The organism is Mycobacterium sp. E735 (assembly GCF_001666955.1).
GTDB lineage: Bacteria > Actinomycetota > Actinomycetes > Mycobacteriales > Mycobacteriaceae > Mycobacterium.
On the sequence record NZ_LZIX01000136.1, the window covers coordinates 1 to 15,573 of the forward strand.

At 68.1% G+C, this 15,573-nt stretch carries 13 protein-coding genes, 2 pseudogenes and 1 riboswitch; of the genes and pseudogenes, 14 read left to right on the forward strand and 1 reads right to left on the reverse strand.

The genetic code is table 11. From position 1 onward, the window contains the following. Together A5704_RS27590 and A5704_RS10855 are read left to right on the forward strand one after the other, a co-directional pair. Window positions 1-147, forward strand: a pseudogene (locus A5704_RS27590) (VOC family protein); the annotation flags it as partial. Then, on the forward strand, window positions 144-1,616 hold the full coding sequence (locus A5704_RS10855) for an FAD-binding protein (RefSeq protein WP_067888975.1): 1,473 nt from the start codon (window positions 144-146) through the stop codon (window positions 1,614-1,616). The pseudogene A5704_RS27590 and the gene A5704_RS10855, both read left to right, overlap by 4 nt. 25 nt (window positions 1,617-1,641) lie before the next feature. Here the strand turns inward: A5704_RS10855 and A5704_RS10860 are convergent, their stop codons facing one another. Continuing rightward, window positions 1,642-3,567 carry an ABC transporter ATP-binding protein/permease gene (locus tag A5704_RS10860; RefSeq protein ID WP_067888978.1) on the reverse strand — a complete coding sequence of 642 codons (1,926 nt, stop codon included), beginning with the start codon at window positions 3,565-3,567 and terminating at the stop codon, window positions 1,642-1,644. A gap of 93 nt (window positions 3,568-3,660) precedes the next feature. Here A5704_RS10860 and A5704_RS10865 point away from each other — a divergent pair, with 93 nt between their 5' ends. The 12 genes and pseudogenes from A5704_RS10865 to A5704_RS10920 form a co-directional block, all read left to right on the forward strand. Further along, window positions 3,661-5,313: an acetolactate synthase gene (locus A5704_RS10865; protein ID WP_067888981.1), complete on the forward strand. Its 1,653-nt coding sequence runs from the start codon at window positions 3,661-3,663 to the stop codon at window positions 5,311-5,313. 106 nt (window positions 5,314-5,419) lie between these two features. Then, the gene (secA2, locus tag A5704_RS10870; protein WP_067888984.1) at window positions 5,420-7,744 is read left to right on the forward strand and encodes an accessory Sec system translocase SecA2; all 2,325 of its coding nucleotides are present in this window, start codon (window positions 5,420-5,422) and stop codon (window positions 7,742-7,744) included. Between the two features lie 44 nt (window positions 7,745-7,788). Next, window positions 7,789-8,409 carry a CDP-alcohol phosphatidyltransferase family protein gene (locus tag A5704_RS10875; protein WP_067757130.1) on the forward strand — a complete coding sequence of 207 codons (621 nt, stop codon included), beginning with the start codon at window positions 7,789-7,791 and terminating at the stop codon, window positions 8,407-8,409. After that, the gene (locus A5704_RS10880; protein ID WP_067757126.1) at window positions 8,402-9,328 is read left to right on the forward strand and encodes a DUF881 domain-containing protein; all 927 of its coding nucleotides are present in this window, start codon (window positions 8,402-8,404) and stop codon (window positions 9,326-9,328) included. The genes A5704_RS10875 and A5704_RS10880 overlap by 8 nt, the downstream gene beginning before the upstream one ends. Window positions 9,329-9,383: 55 nt before the next feature. Next, window positions 9,384-9,716: a small basic family protein gene (locus tag A5704_RS10885; RefSeq protein WP_064950365.1), complete on the forward strand. Its 333-nt coding sequence runs from the start codon at window positions 9,384-9,386 to the stop codon at window positions 9,714-9,716. Window positions 9,717-9,782: 66 nt separating this feature from the next. Continuing rightward, window positions 9,783-10,622 carry a DUF881 domain-containing protein gene (locus A5704_RS10890; RefSeq protein ID WP_067757121.1) on the forward strand — a complete coding sequence of 280 codons (840 nt, stop codon included), beginning with the start codon at window positions 9,783-9,785 and terminating at the stop codon, window positions 10,620-10,622. 27 nt (window positions 10,623-10,649) lie between these two features. Beyond that, on the forward strand, window positions 10,650-11,048 hold the full coding sequence (gcvH, locus tag A5704_RS10895; RefSeq protein WP_067757118.1) for a glycine cleavage system protein GcvH: 399 nt from the start codon (window positions 10,650-10,652) through the stop codon (window positions 11,046-11,048). A gap of 261 nt (window positions 11,049-11,309) precedes the next feature. Further along, window positions 11,310-11,771 carry a glycogen accumulation regulator GarA gene (gene garA, locus A5704_RS10900; protein WP_276038948.1) on the forward strand — a complete coding sequence of 154 codons (462 nt, stop codon included), beginning with the start codon at window positions 11,310-11,312 and terminating at the stop codon, window positions 11,769-11,771. Continuing rightward, window positions 11,771-12,532 carry a MerR family transcriptional regulator gene (locus A5704_RS10905; RefSeq protein WP_067757115.1) on the forward strand — a complete coding sequence of 254 codons (762 nt, stop codon included), beginning with the start codon at window positions 11,771-11,773 and terminating at the stop codon, window positions 12,530-12,532. The genes garA and A5704_RS10905 overlap by 1 nt, the downstream gene beginning before the upstream one ends. Window positions 12,533-12,637: 105 nt before the next feature. Beyond that, on the forward strand, window positions 12,638-13,132 hold the full coding sequence (locus A5704_RS10910; protein ID WP_046184273.1) for a bifunctional nuclease family protein: 495 nt from the start codon (window positions 12,638-12,640) through the stop codon (window positions 13,130-13,132). 280 nt (window positions 13,133-13,412) lie between these two features. Beyond that, window positions 13,413-14,018 (forward strand): MerR family transcriptional regulator, encoded by a 606-nt coding sequence (locus A5704_RS10915; protein WP_067757112.1) that lies wholly within the window; start codon window positions 13,413-13,415, stop codon window positions 14,016-14,018. Between the two features lie 121 nt (window positions 14,019-14,139). Then, window positions 14,140-14,237, forward strand: a riboswitch (glycine riboswitch). Window positions 14,238-14,408: 171 nt separating this feature from the next. Then, window positions 14,409-15,573, forward strand: a pseudogene (locus A5704_RS10920) (glycine dehydrogenase (aminomethyl-transferring)); the annotation flags it as partial.

A 15,573-nucleotide genomic window follows, 5' to 3' on the forward strand; every position in this document is an offset into this window, starting at 1 on the left:
GTGGTGCAGCAGGGCGTGATGCCCGGCGGCATCCAGTTCGCCTATGTGTCGGCGCCCCAGGCGGCAGTCCCATTCGTGGAGATCGCGTACATAGCGCCCGAAATGAGGGCGTTTTACGACTACATCAAACAGGAGCAGCGCCAATGAGCACCGAGATTCCGGCAACGGTCAACGCGGACGACGTCACATCGTGGTCGGATGACGTTGACGTCGTGGTGGTCGGCTTCGGAATCGCGGGCGGCTGCGCCGCCGTCAGCGCCGCGGCCGCCGGGGCGCGAGTGCTGGTGCTCGAGCGCGCCGCCGTGGCGGGCGGCACGACTTCGCTTGCGGGCGGCCACTTTTACCTCGGTGGGGGCACGGCGGTCCAGCAGGCGACCGGCCACCCCGATTCGCCCGAGGAGATGTACAAGTACCTGGTCGCCGTGTCCCGGCAACCGGACCACGAGAAGATCCGGGCCTACTGCGAGGGCAGCGTCGAACATTTCGATTGGTTGGAAGACTTGGGCTTTCAGTTCGAGCGCAGCTACTTCCCCGGCAAGGCTGTCATCCAGCCCAACACCGAGGGTCTGATGTTCACCGGCAACGAGAAGGTGTGGCCCTTCCTGGAGCAGGCCGTGCCCGCGCCGCGCGGGCACAAGGTGCCGGTGCCTGGTGACACCGGGGGCGCCAGCATGGTCATCGATCTGCTGCTGAAGCGCGCCGCCAGCCTGGGCGTCCAGATCCGGTACGAGACCGGAGCCACCGAGCTCATCCTGGACGGTTCGGGTTCCGTGAGCGGTATCATGTGGAAGCACTTCGCCGAAACCGGTGCGATCAAAGCAAAGTCGGTGATCATTGCCGCCGGGGGATTCGTGATGAACCCCGAGATGGTTGCCAAGTACACGCCGAAGCTGGCCGAGAAGCCGTTCGTGCTGGGCAATACCTACGACGACGGCCTCGGCATCCGGCTGGGCGTTTCGGCAGGCGGCGCAACCGAACACATGGACCAGATCTTCATCACGGCGCCGCCCTACCCGCCGTCGATCCTGTTGACCGGCATCATCGTCAACAAGCTCGGCCAGCGTTTCGTCGCCGAAGATTCCTACCATTCGCGGACTTCCGGGTTCATCATGGACCAGCCCGACAGCGCGGCGTTCCTCATCGTCGACGAGGCGCACTTGGAGCACCCGAAGATGCCGCTGGTCCCGCTGATCGACGGCTGGGAAACCGTCCCGGAAATGGAAGCGGCGCTTGGCATTCCGGAGGGCAACCTGGTGGCAACGCTCGACCGCTACAACGCCAACGCCGCCCGCGGCGAGGACCCCGACTTTCACAAGCAGCCCGAATTCCTTGCGGCGCAGGATCAAGGCCCCTGGGGCGCGTTCGACATGTCACTGGGCAAGGCGATGTATGCCGGTTTCACGATCGGTGGTCTGGCCACGTCCGTCGACGGCGAGGTGCTGCGCGAAGACGGCACCGTCGTGCCCGGCTTGTATGCGGCCGGCGCCTGCGCCTCCAACATCGCCCAGGACGGCAAGGGCTACGCGAGCGGCACCCAACTGGGGGAGGGCTCGTTCTTCGGGCGCCGCGCCGGAGCGCACGCGGCGCACGGCGCCGGGAGCGCGCAGGAGCGTTAAGACACCGCGCCGGAGCGCGTAGGCGCTAGACGCCCGCGGGCTCCTTCTTCTCCTCCACGGGGCCCAACCGCCAGGGGCCGCCGCCGAGCAATTGCAGCTGTTGTTCGTGATGCTGCTCGACGGTGGGCCGATGACTGACGCTGACCACGACGCAGTCCGGGAGTTCGGTCCGAACCAATTGATAGAGCGCGAATTCCAGGCCCTCGTCGAGCGCGGAGGTGGCCTCGTCCAGGAAGACGGCCTTCGGTTTGGTCAGCAGGATCCGCGCGAAAGCGACCCGCTGCTGTTCGCCGGGGGAGAGCACCTTGGCCCAATCGCGCTCCTCGTCGAGCCGGTCGAGCAGGGGGGCCAGCGCGACTTTGGTGAGCACCTCCTGCAATTCGTCATCGGAAACTCCGTCCGGCGAGTTCGGATAGCACACGACGGTGCGCAAGCTGCCCAGCGGCACGTAGGGCAATTGCGAGAGGAACATCGTCGCGTTCTCGCCGTCGGGACGGCACAGGGTCCCGGACGCATACGGCCACAACTCGGCCAGGCTGCGCAGCAGCGTGGTCTTGCCCGCGCCGGAGCGCCCGGTGATCACCAGCGAGTCGCCTTCGGCCAGTTGAACATCCAGCGGATCGATCAGCCGGTCGCCGCCCGGCGTGCGCACCTCGACGTCGCGCAGCTCGACGGCCGTCTCCTCGCTCGGCTTGACCAGCATGGTCGGCAGCGCGCGGCCCTGACTGTTGGCGTCGACCAGGCCGTGCAACCGGATGATGGCCGCCCGGAAGGCGGCGAAGGCGTCGTAGTTGTTGCGGAAGAAGGACAGTGAATCGTGAATGTTGCCAAAGGCGGTCGCGCTCTGGCCGACGTCGCCGAAGTCGATCTGCCCGGCGAACAGCCGCGGCGCCTGAATCACCCACGGCAGCGGGACGATCGCCTGGGACACCGACCAGTTCCACCCGTTGAAGATGATGGTCCGGCGCACGAACTTGCGGTAGTTGTCGATGATCGGCGTGAACCGCCGCCACAGTTGCGTCCGCTCGACGCGCTCACCGCGGTAGAAGCCCACGGCCTCGGCGGCGTCGCGCAGTCGCACCAAGGCATAGCGGAACGCGGCGTTCAGTTTCTCGTTGTTGAAGCTCAGCCGGATCAGCGGATGCCCCAGCCACACCGCGACCAGCGTGGCGATGAACACGTAGACCAGGACCGTCCAGAACATCGCGCGCGGAAAGTCGACGCCGAACACGTTGAGGTTTCCCGACAGGTTCCACAGGATCGCGGCGAAGGAGATCACCGAGGCGACCGCGTTGACGGCCCCGAACAGCAAGGTGCTGCCGGTCCCGTTGGACGGGATGTTCGGGGTGCCGCCCGCGTTCGCGGTGAAGATGTCGATGTCCTGCTGGATGCGCTGGTCGGGGTTGTCGATCGTGTTGTCGATGAACAGGTCCCGGTAATAGGCCCGGCCGTCAAGCCAGTCGTCGGTGAGATGCGACGTCAGCCATATGCGCCAGGCGATGATGAACCGCTGGGTCAGGTAGATGTCGATCATGAACCGGATGACGTACAGGGTGGCCAGCACGCTGAAGATCGCGATGGACATCCAGAAGCCATGAATGCCGGACTGTTTGACCGCGTCGTCGTCGGCCGCTATGCCCTGGACCGCCTTCTGCACCGCCGTGTACAGGTCGTTGCCCTGGTAGCTGAGCAACACCGTCAGCCGGACCGAGAGCAGCACCGACAGCAACAGCACGCCGAGCATCAGCCAGACGCCGATGCTGCGCGCCCCGACGAAGTACCCGCGCGTGATCCGCCAGAACTGCCGCCCCCACGGGGTGAGATATCTGAACAGCACCAGCGCGACGAACAGACAGACGGCGCTGATCAGCCAGGCGATGGCGACCCACCGCAGGGAATCCACGGCCGCCGCCGACCAGTTGATCGAGGGCTTGAACGGCTTTGGACCCATGGTCGTTGTCTCCTCACGGTCGCGCTGGTGGACTCGGCGGGCACTTCAAATCCTCCGGCGAAGGTACCCGAAGGATCTGGATAGGCTGCGGTTATGAGCACCGACGCCATTCCCACCCAAACATTGCACGCCGGCAGGCTCATCGCGCGGCGCCTGCGGGCCAGCGGTGTAGACACCCTCTTCACGTTGTCCGGCGGCCACCTGTTCTCGGTCTACGACGGCTGCCGCGAGGAGGGGATCCGGCTGATCGATACCCGCCACGAGCAGACCGCGGCCTTCGCCGCCGAAGGATGGTCGAAAGTGACGCGGGTGCCCGGCGTCGCCGCACTCACGGCGGGACCGGGCGTCACCAACGGGATGAGCGCGATGGCGGCCGCACAGCAGAACCAGTCGCCGCTCGTCGTGCTGGGCGGCCGGTCACCGGCCGGGCGGTGGGGCATGGGTTCGCTGCAGGAGATCGACCACGTGCCGTTCGTGGCGCCGCTGGCCCGCTTCGCCGCGACGGCGCAGTCCGCCGAGGACGCCGGCCGGCTCGTCGACGAGGCGTCGCGGGCGGCGGTCGGCGCACCCTCGGGGGTCGGCTTCGTCGACTTCCCCATGGACCACGTGTTTTCCATGTCCGAGGATCACGGGCGTCCCGGTGCCCTCACCGATCTGCCGCCGGGTCCTGGCGTGGACGACCTGGACGGCGCCGCCCTGGGCCGCGCCGCGAGCCTGCTGTCGGCGGCCCGGCGGCCGGTCATCATGGCCGGCACCAACGTCTGGTGGGGGCACGGGGAGGCCGCCCTGCTGCGCCTCGCCGAGGAACTCCAGATCCCGGTCCTGATGAACGGGATGGCCCGCGGCGCGGTGCCCGCCGATCACCCGTTGGCGTTCTCTCGGGTGCGAGGAAAAGCGTTGGGCGAGGCCGATGTTGCGCTGATCGTCGGGGTGCCGATGGATTTCCGGCTGGGCTTCGGCGGGGTGTTCGGGCCGCAGACCCGGCTCATCGTGGTGGACCGCGCCGAACCCGAACGCAGGCATCCGCGCCCGGTCGAAGCCGAGCTCTACGGCGACCTGTTGTCCATACTCGCGGCCCTCGCGTCCGGGGGCGGGACCGACCACCGCGACTGGATCGACGAACTGCGCACCGCCGAGACCGCCGCGCGCGGAAAGGAAAAGGCCGATCTGGCCGACGAGCGCGTGCCGCTGCATCCCATGCGGGTGTACGCGGAGCTGGCGCCGATGCTGGACCGCGACGCCATCGTCGTCATCGACGCCGGCGACTTCGGGTCCTACGCCGGCCGGGTGATCGACAGCTATCAGCCGGGCTGCTGGCTGGACAGCGGCCCCTTCGGCTGCCTCGGCTCGGGCCCCGGTTACGCGCTGGCCGCCAAGCTGGCCCGGCCGGACCGTCAGGTCGTCCTGCTGCAGGGCGACGGCGCCTTCGGGTTCAGCGGCATGGAATGGGACACCCTGGTCCGGCACAACGTGCCCGTGGTCTCGGTGGTCGGCAACAACGGGATCTGGGCGTTGGAGAAACATCCGATGGAGGCGCTGTACGGCTATTCGGTGGTGGCGGAACTGCGGCCGGGCACCCGCTACGACGAGGTGGTGCGCGCCCTGGGCGGCCACGGCGAGCTGGTCTCCGCGCCGGCGGAGCTGCGGCCCGCGCTGGAACGCGCCTTCGCCAGCGGCCTGCCGTCGGTGGTCAACGTGCTCACCGACCCCGGCGTCGCCTACCCACGCCGATCCAACCTCGCTTGACGTGCCGGGCGGGGCCGCGAAGGTGCTGAAAATGCCACCGTCTGCGGCGTGTCGCCGGGCAGACACGCACGGTCGCGCCGGCGGGCGGCTCGCGTACCGTTGACCTGTGCCAAAGACCACCCGCGCGCAACCCGGCCGCCTGAGCAGCCGATTTTGGCGACTGCTCGGCGCCAGCACCGAGAAGAACCGCAACCGCTCCCTTTCCCAGGTCACCGACTCGTCCGAATACGACGAGGAGGCCGCCGGGCTCACCGACGAGCAGCTGCGGAAGGCCGCCAAGCTGCTCAAGCTAGACGACCTCGCCGAGTCTGAGGACATCCCGCAATTCCTGGCGATCGCCAGGGAGGCGGCCGAACGGGCGACCACGCTGCGCCCGTTCGACGTGCAGCTGCTCGGTGCGCTGCGAATGCTCGCCGGCGACGTCATCGAAATGGCCACCGGTGAGGGCAAGACGCTCTCCGGGGCGATCGCGGCGGCCGGCTACGCCCTCGCCGGGCGCCACGTGCACGTGGTGACGATCAACGACTACCTCGCCCGCCGCGACGCGGAGTGGATGGGCCCCCTGCTCGAGGCGATGGGGCTGACGGTCGGCTGGATCACCGCCGAGTCGACCAGCGAGGAGCGTCGCGCCGCCTATGGCTGCGACGTCACCTACGCCTCGGTCAACGAGATCGGTTTCGACGTGCTGCGCGACCAGCTCGTGGTCGACGTCGACGACCTGGTGTCGCCGAACCCCGACGTGGCCCTGATCGACGAGGCCGACTCGGTGCTCGTCGACGAGGCCCTGGTGCCGCTGGTGCTGGCGGGCACCACACACCGGGAGACGCCGCGGCTGGAGATCATCAAGCTGGTCGGCGACCTGTCCCCGGAAACGGATTACGACACCGACTCCGACAGCCGCAACGTCCATCTGACCGACGTCGGGGCGCGCAAAGTGGAGAAGGCGCTCGGCGGCATCGACCTCTACTCCGAGGAGCACGTCGGCACGACCCTGACCGAGGTCAACGTCGCGCTGCACGCGCACGTGCTGCTGCAGCGCGACGTGCACTACATCGTCCGGGACGACGCGGTGCACCTGATCAACGCCGCCCGCGGCCGCATCGCGCAACTGCAGCGCTGGCCCGACGGCCTGCAGGCGGCCGTCGAGGCGAAGGAGGGGATCGAGACCACCGAAACCGGGGAAGTGCTCGACACGATCACGGTCCAGGCATTGATCAACCGCTACGAGACGGTGTGCGGAATGACGGGCACCGCGCTGGCCGCCGGGGAGCAGCTGCGCCAGTTCTACAAGCTCGGCGTGTCACCGATTCCGCCGAATGAGCCCAACATTCGCGAAGACGAGTCCGACCGCGTCTACATCACCGCCGCCGCCAAGAACGACGGGATCGTCGAGCACATCGTCGAGGTGCACGAGACCGGGCAACCGGTGCTGGTCGGGACCCGCGACGTGGCCGAGTCGGAGGAGCTGCACGAGCGGCTGTTGCGCCGCGGTGTGCCCGCGGTGGTGCTCAACGCGAAGAACGACGCCGAGGAGGCGGAGGTCATCGCCGAGGCCGGCAAGTTCGGGGTGGTCACCGTCTCGACGCAGATGGCCGGGCGCGGCACCGACATTCGGCTCGGTGGGTCCGACGAGGCCGACCACGACCGGGTAGCCGAGCTCGGCGGCCTGCACGTGGTGGGCACCGGACGGCATCACACCGAGCGGCTGGACAACCAGCTGCGCGGGCGCGCCGGCCGCCAGGGCGACCCCGGCTCGTCGGTGTTCTTCTCGAGCTGGGAAGACGATGTGGTCGCGGCCAACCTCGACCACAACAAGCTGCCGATGGAAACCGACGACGACGGCCGGATCGTCAGCCCCAAAGCGGCCGGGCTGCTCGACCACGCCCAGCGCGTCGCCGAGGGCCGGATGCTGGACGTGCACGCCAATACCTGGCGCTACAACCAGCTGATCGCCCAGCAGCGCGCCATCATCGTCGATCGCCGGAACACGTTGCTGCGCACCGCAACCGCGCGTGAGGAGCTCGCCGAACTGGCGCCCAAGCGGTACAAGGCGCTGTCCAAGGACATCGCCGAAGACCGTCTGGAGAAGATCTGCCGGCAGATCATGCTCTACCACCTCGACCGCGGGTGGGCCGATCACCTGGCGTACCTGGCGGACATCCGCGAAAGCATCCACCTGCGCGCGCTGGGCCGGCAGAACCCGTTGGACGAGTTCCACCGGCTTGCGGTCGATGCGTTCGCGTCGCTGGCCGCCGACGCCATCGAGGCCGCGCAGCAGACGTTCGAGACGGCCAACGTCCTCGAAGAGGAGCAGGGCCTGGATCTGTCCAAGCTGGCCCGGCCAACCTCGACGTGGACTTACATGGTCAACGACAATCCGCTGTCGGACGACACGCTGTCGACGCTCAGCCTGCCCGGGGTCTTCCGCTAAGCCGTTTAACGGACCGCAATATGGCCGCGTTAAGGTCACGGCTTATGGAGCCGGCGCTTCCATCCGACCGGGTGCTGACGGTGCCCAACGCGTTGAGCGCGATCCGCCTGGTGCTCATCGGGGTGTTCGTCTACGCCCTGCTGTTCGCCCACGCCAACGGTTGGGCGGTCGGGATCCTGATGTTCAGCGGCGCGTCGGACTGGGCCGACGGCAAGATCGCCCGACTGCTCAACCAGTCCTCGCGGCTCGGCGTCCTGCTGGATCCGGCGGTCGACCGCCTCTACATGATCTGCGTGCCCGTCGTGATGGCGCTGAGCGGGATCGTGCCGTGGTGGTTCGTCGGCATCCTGCTGGCGCGCGACGGGCTGCTGGCTGCGACGCTGCCGCTGCTGTGGAGCCGCGGCTTGTCCGCGCTGCCGGTGACCTACATCGGCAAGGCCGCCACGTTCGCGTTGATGTCGGGCTTTCCGCTGGTCCTGCTCGGCACGTGGGATGCCCTGTGGAGCCGGGTGGTCGGGGCCTGCGGCTGGGCCTTCCTGATCTGGGGCATGTATGGCTATCTGTGGGCGTTCGCGCTGTATGTGGTGCAGATGACGCTGGTCATCCGCCGAATGCCCCGGCTCAAACACGGCGCGCACCTGCCCGAGGCGGTCGATCGTGGCTGACCCGGACCGCCTGCTGGGCGGCTACGACCCCAACGCCGGCCGCAGCGCACACGTGGCGTCGCGGCCGAAGCTGATCCCGGTGCCTTCGCTCCTGCGCGCCCTGCTTTCCGAGCACCTCGATCCCGGCTACGCCGCGGCCGCGGAGAAGCGTCGCGGCGCTTCGACCCGCGAGGGCGGGCGTGAACGCGCCTTCGGCTGGCTCTGGCAGGCGTTGGCGGCGCTGCTGATCGCGACCGTCTTCGCCGCCGCCGTCGCGCAGGCGCGCTCGGTCGCCCCCGGTGTGCGCTCCGCGCAGCAGCTCTTGCTGGGCAACGTGCGTTCGACGGAGAGCACCGCGGCAAAACTCGCCCAACGGCGCAGCGAGCTGTCCGCTCGAGTCGACGACGTGCAGCGGCGCGCGCTGGCCGACGACGCCGAAGGACAGCGGCTATTGGCCCGTCTCGATGCGCTCGGCCTGGCGGCGGCGAGCCGGCCCGTCATCGGGCCCGGCTTGAAGGTGACCGTGACCGATCCCGGTGCCGGCCCCAACCTTTCCGACGTCTCCAAGCAGCGGGTCAGCGGCAGCAGGCAGATCATCCTGGACCGGGACCTGCAGCTGGTCGTCAACTCGTTGTGGGCGAGCGGGGCCGAGGCGATCTCGGTCGGCGGCGTCCGCATCGGGCCGAATGTGACCATCCGGCAAGCCGGTGGGGCGATCCTGGTCGACAACAACCCCACCAGCAGCCCGTACACGATTCTCGCGGTGGGCCCGCCCCGCGCGATGCGGGACGTCTTCGACCAGAGCTCGGGCCGGCAGCGCCTCAAGCTCCTCGAGGTCTCCTACGGTGTCGTCGTCACCGTGGACGCCGCCGACGGGCTGACACTTCCCGCCGGATCGATCCGGGATACCAAGTTCGCCAAACAGATTGGGCCACAGTGAGAAAAGTCCTCGGCAGACATCTTCGCCTGTGCGAGTCACGGAACGGCAAGCGCGCATGATCGGCATCGCGGCGCTGGCGATCGGCATCGTGCTGGGCCTGGTGTTCCACCCCGCGGTGCCCGAGGTGGTCCAGCCGTACCTGCCGATCGCGGTGGTGGCGGCGCTCGACGCCGTGTTCGGCGGCCTGCGCGCCTACCTGGAACGGATCTTCGACCCGAAGGTCTTCGTGGTCTCGTTCGTGTTCAACGTTTTCGTGGCCGCGCTGATCGTCTATGTCGGAGACCAATTGGGCGTGGGCACGCAGTTGTCCACGGCGATCATCGTGGTGTTGGGCATCCGCATCTTCGGCAATGCCGCCGCGCTGCGCCGCCGGCTGTTCGGGGCGTGACGGGCGGCCGGTGACGATGCGGAGCGAAGCGAAGGGAAGCGGCGCCATGGCCAAGGTGGGGCCGGCGTGAGCGAGGAACCGCCCGGCGGCGCCGCGGAAACGGGTGAAGCGGAAGGCCGCGCGCCGCACGGCCGGCACGAATTGCCGTCCAAGCGCCCGCGCCCGGAGATCGGCCCGGTGCGCCGCACCGGACTGTCGGGGCTGGTCCGCGGCGGCCGTTCCCGGCTGGCTTTCGGGACGTTGGCGGTGCTGTTGTGTCTGCTGCTGGGCATCGCCATCGTCACGCAGGTCCGCCAGAACGAGTCGGGTGATTCGCTGGAAACGGCGCGTCCCGCAGACTTGTTGGTGCTCTTGGATTCCTTGCGGCAGCGCGAGGCCACCCTCAACGCCGAAGTGAATGAATTGCAGAACACGCTGAATTCGCTGCAGGCGTCGGGCAACAACGACCAGGCCGCCATACAGGCCGCGCAGGCCAAGCTGGCCGCCCTGTCCATCTTGGTCGGCGCGGTGGGCGCCACCGGGCCAGGCGTCACGGTCACCATCGACGACCCCGGGCCCGGCGTGTCGCCGGAGGTGATGCTCGACGTGATCAACGAACTGCGCGCCGCCGGCGCCGAGGCGATCGAGATCAACGATGGACACCAGTCCGTGCGCGTGGGTGTCGATACCTGGGTGGTGGGCATGCCCGGGTCGCTGACCGTCGACACCAAGACGCTGTCGCCCCCGTATTCGATTCTGGCCATTGGCGATCCGCCCACCCTGGCCGCGGCGATGAACATTCCGGGCGGCGCCGAGGACAGCATCAAGCGCGTGGGCGCGCGGATGTCCGTGCGGCAGGCCGACCGAGTGGACGTGACCACCTTGCGACAACCAAAACCGCACCAATACGCTCAGCCCGTCAAGTGAGCGCATCCGCACAGAACAGGATTACTCGTGAGCGATATCCCGCCCGATCTGCACTACACCGCCGAACACGAATGGGTTCGCCGAAGCGGTGACGACGTCGTGCGGGTCGGGATCACCGACTTCGCGCAGTCGGCGCTGGGCGATGTCGTCTTCGTTCAGCTGCCCGACGTCGGCACCGAGGTGACCGCGGGTGAATCCTTCGGCGAGGTCGAGTCGACCAAATCGGTGTCGGATCTGTACGCGCCGGTGTCGGGCACGGTCTCCGCGGTCAACGCCGATCTGGAAGGCAGTCCGCAGCTGGTCAACTCCGACCCCTACGGGGCCGGGTGGCTCGTGGATGTCCAGGTGTCCGACGTAGCCGCCCTGGAGTCGTCCATCTCGTCGCTGCTTGACGCCGAGGCCTACCGCGGAACACTGACCGAATGACGATTGCTAATCTGCCTGCCAGCCCCGCGCGGCGCCGAGAGCGGCGTGCAAGGGCGGCGGGGAAAGGCGGACAATCGGTCTGCCGATCGTCGGGTGGGGGGCACATTGCGGACCTATGCGCGGTACCGTCGACAGATCGACACTTGAAGGCAGCAGTCTTAGCAATCGGCAGTGCCGGGCCAGTAAACCCAGTGAGCAGCCGGCCGAGCGGCCCGGTCAGACAACGCCACAGCGGCCAGTGAGGAGCAGCGCGTGACGGACATGGACAACGACCAGACCTCTGACGAAGTCACGGTGGAGACGACTTCGGTCTTCCGCGCCGACTTCCTCAACGAACTCGATGCGCCCGCGCAGGCGGGCACCGAGAGCGCGGTTTCCGGGGTGGAGGGCCTGCCGGCCGGTTCGGCGCTGCTGGTCGTCAAACGGGGACCGAACGCCGGGTCACGCTTCCTGCTCGATCAGCCCATCACGTCCGCCGGTCGGCATCCCGACAGCGACATCTTCCTCGACGACGTCACCGTCAGCCGCCGACACGCCGAATTCAGGTTGGAAAACAACGAATTCAACGTGGTGGATGTCGGTAGCCTGAATGGCACCTACGTCAACCGGGAGCCCGTCGACTCTGCGGTGCTCGCCAACGGCGACGAGGTGCAGATCGGCAAGTTCCGCTTGGTGTTTTTGACCGGGCCCAAGCAGGGTGAGGACGGAGGATCCGGAGGCTAGTGAGCGCACCCGATAGCCCGGCACTGGCCGGGATGTCGATTGGGGCGGTCCTGGAACTGTTGAGGCCGGACTTTCCCGATGTCACGATCTCCAAGATTCGCTTCTTGGAGGCCGAAGGACTGGTGACGCCACAGCGCGCCGCGTCGGGCTATCGGAGATTCACCGCTTACGACTGCGCCCGGCTGCGGTTCATCCTCACCGCGCAGCGCGATCATTACCTGCCGCTCAAGGTCATCCGGGCGCAATTGGACGCGCAGCCCGATGGCGAGCTGCCGCCCTTCGGCTCGCCCTACGCCGCCCCACGTCTGGTGTCCGTGGCGGGCGTCGGGGAGACCGCCGCCGAGCCGGACACCGGGGCCGGATCGGACACCGCCGCGGTCGCGCCATCGAGCATCCGGTTGAGCCGGGAAGACCTGCTGGAGCGTTCGGGGGTGGGTGAGGACCTGTTGACGGCGCTGCTCAAGGCGGGGGTTATCACCACCGGCCCGGGCGGCTTCTTCGACGAACACGCCGTCGTGATCCTGCAATGCGCGCGGGCGCTGTCGGAATACGGTGTCGAGCCGCGACACCTGCGGGCGTTTCGCTCGGCGGCGGACCGGCAGTCGGACCTGATCGCCCAAATCGCCGGGCCGATAGTCAAAGCCGGCAAGACCGGAGCGCGGGACCGCGCCGACGACCTGGCGCGCGAGGTGGCGGCCCTCGCCATCACGTTGCACACGTCGCTGATCAAATCCGCCGTTCGCGACGTTCTGCATCGCTGAGGACTAGACTTCGTCGATAGCTTGGTTTTCAGCGGCTCAGCGGAAATTCGGCGTCGCCGTTGCGCCAAGAACCGACACGGCAGCATATGCGGAGGGCAGACACAAATGGGTGAAGTTCGTGTTGTCGGCATTCGCGTTGAGCAGCCGCAGAACCAGCCGGTCCTGTTACTGCGCGAAACCGACGGCGACCGATACCTGCCGATCTGGATTGGCCAATCGGAGGCTGCCGCCATCGCCCTCGAGCAGCAGGGCGTCGAGCCGCCGCGTCCGCTGACGCACGATCTGATCAGGGATGTCATTGCCGCGCTTGGCCATTCGCTGAAAGAGGTGCGGATCGTCGACCTTCAGGAGGGCACCTTCTACGCCGATCTGGTCTTCGACCGCAACATCACGGTGTCGGCGCGGCCCTCGGATTCGGTCGCGATAGCGCTGCGCGTCGGCGTCCCGATCTACGTCGAGGAGGCCGTGCTGGCCCAGGCCGGTCTGCTCATCCCCGACGAGACCGACGAAGAGGGCGGCACTGCCGTCCGCGAGGACGAGGTGGAGAAGTTCAAGGAGTTTCTCGACAGCGTCTCGCCCGACGATTTCAAGGCCACTTAACGCCTTTCCGGCCCCTTCCAGCGGCTTCGCGAACCCCGTCGGCGGGTACTACCCTGGACACCGACATCACGGATCCGTCTCACTTGCCCCCGGGATGTCGACACGCCTGGCGGATAGCGCCCTCACTTTGCCCGGCGGCAGCCATACTTTGATCACGACTTAAGGGCGCGGTAGCTATCGAACAGCGTAAGCTCTCTAGCACTCGGGCCTGAGCAAACGTGGCTGCGACGCAGCCAGTACACAGCTGGAAACGAAAGCGCGATCGGCGAGAGGAAGCACCGTGAGCGAGCAGCCACGCCAAGAACAGCTGGACCTAGCTGACCACGCGACCGCCGCGCCGGAAGCGCCCGTGCAGCCCGGACTGTTTCCCGACGACTCCGTGCCGGACGAGCTCGTCGGCTACCGCGGCCCCAGCGCCTGCCAGATCGCCGGAATCACCTACCGGCAGTTGGACTACTGGGCGCGCACCTCGCTGGTGGTGCCGTCGATCCGCAGCGCGGCGGGCTCCGGCAGCCAGCGGCTCTACTCGTTCAAAGACATCCTGGTGCTCAAGATCGTCAAGCGGCTTCTCGACACCGGAATCTCGCTGCACAACATCAGGGTTGCCGTCGATCACCTGCGTCAGCGCGGCGTCCAGGACCTGGCCAACATCACGTTGTTCTCCGACGGCACCACGGTTTACGAGTGCACGTCGGCCGAAGAGGTCGTCGACCTCCTGCAGGGCGGGCAGGGCGTGTTCGGCATCGCCGTGTCGGGCGCCATGCGGGAGCTGACCGGCGTCATCGCCGACTTCCCCGGGGAGCGCGCCGACGGGGGCGAGTCGATCGCCGCCCCGGAAGACGAGCTGGCCTCGCGCCGCAAGCACCGCGACCGCAAGATCGGTTAACCGCACCCGCGCCACCCCTGTGCGCGAACGTGCGCTGCCGTACACGCTTTGCGGCGTGTCGCGGTACAGACACGCACGCTCGCGGCGAATTGACCCGGGCCGGGTAAACTGGACGACGCATCGCACTCGTGCGGGAGAGTTTCGTGACGGCCAGTCACGGACGCCGAAGGAGCAACACCTCTCCGCTAACCTCTCAGGCACCCGGACCGCGCGGGTTAACGATGCCTCTGGAAAGCGGTGCCGGCCCCGGCGGTCGGCACCCGCCGATGGGGAAAGGCGCGAGGCAGCATCTCGCGCCGAATCTCTCAGGCGCCCGGCGAACGGGTGAAGACAGAGGGAGAGGGCCGCTTGTCCTCTGCCTTTGTCGATGCCACAGCCAGGAGTTCGCCAGTGCCCGACCAATCAACCTTCGCAGCCCGGCACATCGGCCCGGATGGCCAAGCCGTCGCAACGATGCTGTCCGTCATCGGTGTCGATTCGCTGAACGAACTGGCCGCCAAGGCCGTCCCCGCGGGCATCCTCGACAAGCTCACCGGCGGCGGCGCGGCACCGGGTCTGGATGAGTTGCCGCCGGCCGTCACCGAGGCCGAGGCGCTGGCCGAGCTGCGGGCGCTCGCGGAGGCCAACACGGTGGCCGTCTCGATGATCGGGCAGGGCTACTACGACACGCTCACCCCGCCGGTGCTGCTGCGCAACGTGCTGGAGAACCCGGCCTGGTACACCGCCTACACCCCGTACCAGCCGGAGATCAGCCAGGGCCGGCTGGAGGCGCTCCTGAATTTCCAGACGATGGTGGCCGATTTGACCGGGCTGGAAGTCGCCAACGCGTCGATGCTCGACGAGGGCACCGCCGCCGCCGAGGCCATGACGCTGATGCACCGCGCGACCCGCGGTAGCTCGAACCGGCTTGCCGTCGACGCCGATCTGTTCGCCCAGACGGCGGCCGTCTTGACCACGCGGGCTGCGCCGTTGGGCATCGAGATCGTCACCGCCGACCTGAGCGACGGCCTTCCCGACGGTGACTTCTTCGGCGTGATCACCCAGCTGCCCGGCGCGAGCGGCCGGATCACCGACTGGGCGGCCCTGGTGGAGCAGGCCCACGACCGTGGCGCGCTGATCGCGATCGGCGCCGACCTGCTGGCGTGCACGCTGATCACCCCGCCGGGCGACATCGGCGCCGACGTCGCGTTCGGAACGACCCAACGGTTCGGCGTGCCAATGGGATTCGGCGGCCCCCACGCCGGATACCTGTCGGTGCACGCCAAGCACGCCCGCCAGCTGCCGGGTCGGCTGGTGGGCGTCTCGCTGGACGCCGACGGGTCACCGGCCTACCGGCTGGCGTTGCAGACCCGCGAGCAGCACATCCGCCGCGACAAGGCGACCAGCAACATCTGCACCGCGCAGGTGCTGCTCGCCGTGATGGCCGCGATGTACGCCAGCTACCACGGCGCCGACGGGCTGACCGCGATCGCCCGCCGCGTGCACGGCCACGCCGGGGCCATCGCCGCGGCGCTCGGCGACGCGCTGGTGCACGACACCTTCTTCGACACCGTGC

Coding starts and splice junctions, on each gene's coding strand:
- A5704_RS10860 (WP_067888978.1), bottom strand. CDS start 3,567: ATGGGTCCAAAGCCGTTCAAGCCCTCGATCAACTGGTCGGCGGCGGCC.
- garA (WP_276038948.1), top strand. CDS start 11,310: ATGGACAACGACCAGACCTCTGACGAAGTCACGGTGGAGACGACTTCG.
- A5704_RS10885 (WP_064950365.1), top strand. CDS start 9,384: ATGATCGGCATCGCGGCGCTGGCGATCGGCATCGTGCTGGGCCTGGTG.
- A5704_RS10910 (WP_046184273.1), top strand. CDS start 12,638: ATGGGTGAAGTTCGTGTTGTCGGCATTCGCGTTGAGCAGCCGCAGAAC.
- A5704_RS10875 (WP_067757130.1), top strand. CDS start 7,789: ATGGAGCCGGCGCTTCCATCCGACCGGGTGCTGACGGTGCCCAACGCG.
- A5704_RS10865 (WP_067888981.1), top strand. CDS start 3,661: ATGAGCACCGACGCCATTCCCACCCAAACATTGCACGCCGGCAGGCTC.
- A5704_RS10855 (WP_067888975.1), top strand. CDS start 144: ATGAGCACCGAGATTCCGGCAACGGTCAACGCGGACGACGTCACATCG.